The organism is Piscinibacter defluvii (assembly GCF_004011805.1).
Taxonomy (GTDB): domain Bacteria; phylum Pseudomonadota; class Gammaproteobacteria; order Burkholderiales; family Burkholderiaceae_C; genus Piscinibacter; species Piscinibacter defluvii.
Map to the genome: position 1 here is coordinate 1 of NZ_RCHJ01000086.1, position 2,906 is coordinate 2,906.

Sequence of the window (2,906 nt, forward strand, 5' to 3'; positions counted from 1 at the left end):
CCTCGCGGGCCAAGTGCCTTGCCGGCGGAGGTCCCTCTCGAGCGAAGGGTTAGGCCTCGGCTCGGTGCATGAGGTACTTGACTATGCCGTTTGGATAGCCCGCGATCTCGGCGAGCACGACGTACCCGTGCCTTTGGTAGAACTCCGGCGCCTGGAAGCTCAGAGTCGTGAGGTAGAAGATGCTGCATACCCGACCTCGGGCATGAGCTTCGAACTTGCGCAAGAGCTGCGAGCCGACACCAGCCGAACGGTACTCCTGTGCTACCCACAGTTGCAGTAGCTCGCAGCACTTTCCCCAGGTTCTGCCGACGGCGCCTCCGACAACCTGGCCTTGGGAGTCCGTGGCGAAGGCCGCCAACTGGCGAACCTCGTTCAGTGGAGCGACGGAGTAGTTGTGCCGATCGAGACCTTCGTCGACCAATCGAAGCCAGTCTTCTGGTGGCGTGTCTGTCCTGACGTAGCTGAGGGCACGAGCGTTCATTCCGAGGCCTAACGTTTGAGCTGAGCGGACGCCAGTGGAGGTCCGCTCGAGCGAAGGGTTAGGCCGCACTCTCGGCGGACGACTGGTGCCGCCAACAAGTCAACGTGGCACCGGTTGGCTAGATGCGTTGAAGTTCACTGAAGTCTTCTGCCACTTGCTCCAGTTCGCCCGTTTCGTGCGACCAGAGATGTACAGCTGATTCGAACGAAGTGGCGCCTCGTAGGAAGACCAGTTGATCGCCTGACCCGTTGGCAGCGATTGCCAGGGCACCTGCCGGGAACCTGGCCCAGCCCTGCAATGACTCGGTCTCGCGAAGTACATGATTGGCCGTTCGGGCAAGGCGCTTTCGGTCGGATGTGTCGGCGATTGGATGCAACTGCCACACGTCGTCGAGGACCTCGACCGCGCCTCCGTTCGCCTGAGCCATTGCCGCCCTGTAGGACGCCGGTAGTTTGGCGCCGAGCTCGCGCTCTGCTTCATGGATGAATGACTCGGCAAGATCGAACGGCATCTGTGCGGCCTAACGTTTGAGCTGAGGGGCCGGAGCCGGGATGGCGCTTGGCCCGCGAGGCGGATGATGACAGTGAGCGCCTCGCGGGCCAAGTGCCATGCCGGTGGAGGTCCCGCTCCAGCGAAGGGTTAGGCCGCACTCGACGAGTGTGCTACTGCGGCCTCGAGGCTTGCGCCGCAGGAGTGCTAGGTGGAACGCCTACAGTTGGCGGTGGTGTTGTGACGAAGGCCAGTGTGTCGACTCCTGCATCCTGCGCTGCCTTTACCGCGCGACCGACCGCCTCGTGTTTCGCCATTGGGTGGGCGTAGATCTCGAGCCTGACAGGTGCGCCTGCGGCACGGAGCGCTTGAAGCTGGTGCTTGAGCTCAGGCTGCTCGACAGGCTGCATGTTCAGCTGGTAGCTGCCGTCTTCTGCGACTTGGAGCTGCGCTTCGCGCGGCGGCGCGGACTGCGAGCAGGCACTGCAGGCCAGCGCGATGGCCATGGCGTACAGCCTCTGCAATGAAAATGGAGACAAGCGAGTCAAGGTATGTGCGTGGGCTGTGCGGCCTAACGTTTGAGCTGAGGCGACCGCCGCGGCTTGGCGCTTGGGCCGCGGGACCGATGATATGCACCACGGGCTCGCGGCCCAAGTGCCAAGCCGTGGAGGGTCGCCTCGAGCGAAGGGTTAGGCGTCGTGGATGGTGCGGCGCACGACATAGGTTTCGAGGGCGCTTGCTTCTGACTCGGATAGAGCGCCAAGCAACTGACCGACCTTCGAGGCGAACTTGCGGTACGCCCAGGGCATAGCGGTGACGATCAGGCCGTCGTGTACCAGATCAGCGTGTTCGTAGGTCATTCCGCTCCAGTAGGGGGCCGTGGTTTCGACCTGTTCTGCCGATGCGTACTGCGACGTGTAGTTGTGGGTGCCACGGCCACCGCGAAGTAGGCCGGCTGCGGCGATTACGAGGTTGCCGGCGCAGATGCCAGCTAACAGCGCCGAGCGATCGTGCGTTACGGTCAGGCAATTGCGGGCGAGGTTCTCAGGCACCAAGATGCTACCGGGATCGCCGCCTGGAATGAGCACGGCGACTGACGTTGAGGCCTCGAGGTCTCTGTAACTGCCGTGCGGGACGATCGTTGCGCCGTTGGAGGCGAGATGATCCCGACCGTCGGGCGAGTAGTAGCGTACGTCGTATCGCGGCGCGAGAACCTCGACCGCGAGGGCTACCTCGAAGAAGGTGCAGCCCGAGTACAGAAGGACGGAGACTTCGCTTCGCACGACAACGGGACGTGGCTTCGACGCCTAACGTTTGAGCTGAGACGACCCCGGCGGCGGAGCGCTTGGGCCGCGAGGCGGATGATGCCAGCGAGCGGCTCGCGGCCCAAGTGCGTAGCCGGTGGGGGTCGGCTCGAGCGAAGGGTTAGGCCGCACTCTCCGGCGCGCGCAGGGCCTTGACCAACTGCAGCACTGGCAACGACGGACCCCAAAGAGTAGGGAAGACTTCCAGCGGCGTGTAGCCCAGGCTTGCGTAGAAGTTTCTCGTCTGCGCGTACTCAGGGCTCGGATGGTTGGCGGCCAAAGTCTTGACCTGCAGTTGCCGAACGCCCTTGGCTCGGAGCCAAGACTCGACGTGCTCATGCAACTTGCGCCCAACGCCTTGCCCGCGGTAGCTGGCTTCTACTGCGATGCAGTGAACCTCCCAACTCTCGGGGAAGTGCTCTCGTACAGTAAGGAACGCGACGGGTGCTGCTTCTGCGGCGATGAACGTTGGAAATCGCTCAGAGTCCGCTGCGTACTCCAGCAACGATTGCTCGATTCCGAACCAACGCGGCAACGTGCGCAGGATGCGCTCGCAGTGCACCGCTGACGCTGCCTCTGGGCCGAGGAGTCGCATGTGGTTCGTTTCGTGCGGCCTAACGTTTGAGCTGAGG

5 protein-coding genes are annotated in these 2,906 nt (G+C 63.3%); all 5 read right to left on the reverse strand.

Features of this window, described 5'->3' with window-relative positions:
- Positions 1–49 precede the first annotated feature (49 nt).
- Positions 50–481 carry a GNAT family N-acetyltransferase gene (locus tag D9C15_RS32895; protein WP_128003675.1) on the reverse strand — a complete coding sequence of 144 codons (432 nt, stop codon included), beginning with the start codon at positions 479–481 and terminating at the stop codon, positions 50–52.
- Between the two features lie 118 nt (positions 482–599).
- Positions 600–992 (reverse strand): SMI1/KNR4 family protein, encoded by a 393-nt coding sequence (locus D9C15_RS32900; RefSeq protein WP_128003676.1) that lies wholly within the window; start codon positions 990–992, stop codon positions 600–602.
- Positions 993–1,143: 151 nt separating this feature from the next.
- A complete protein-coding gene (locus D9C15_RS32905) occupies positions 1,144–1,476 on the reverse strand; it encodes an ExbD/TolR family protein (protein WP_128003677.1) in 333 nt (110 codons plus the stop codon).
- A gap of 183 nt (positions 1,477–1,659) precedes the next feature.
- Positions 1,660–2,253, reverse strand: coding sequence for a DJ-1/PfpI family protein (locus D9C15_RS32910; protein ID WP_128003678.1), 594 nt, complete (start codon positions 2,251–2,253; stop codon positions 1,660–1,662).
- 142 nt (positions 2,254–2,395) lie between these two features.
- Positions 2,396–2,906: GNAT family N-acetyltransferase (locus D9C15_RS32915; RefSeq protein ID WP_205854979.1), on the reverse strand; the 511-nt coding region annotated here is incomplete at its 5' end.

Coding starts and splice junctions, on each gene's coding strand:
- D9C15_RS32895 (WP_128003675.1), bottom strand. CDS start 481: ATGAACGCTCGTGCCCTCAGCTACGTCAGGACAGACACGCCACCAGAA.
- D9C15_RS32905 (WP_128003677.1), bottom strand. CDS start 1,476: ATGGCCATCGCGCTGGCCTGCAGTGCCTGCTCGCAGTCCGCGCCGCCG.
- D9C15_RS32900 (WP_128003676.1), bottom strand. CDS start 992: ATGCCGTTCGATCTTGCCGAGTCATTCATCCATGAAGCAGAGCGCGAG.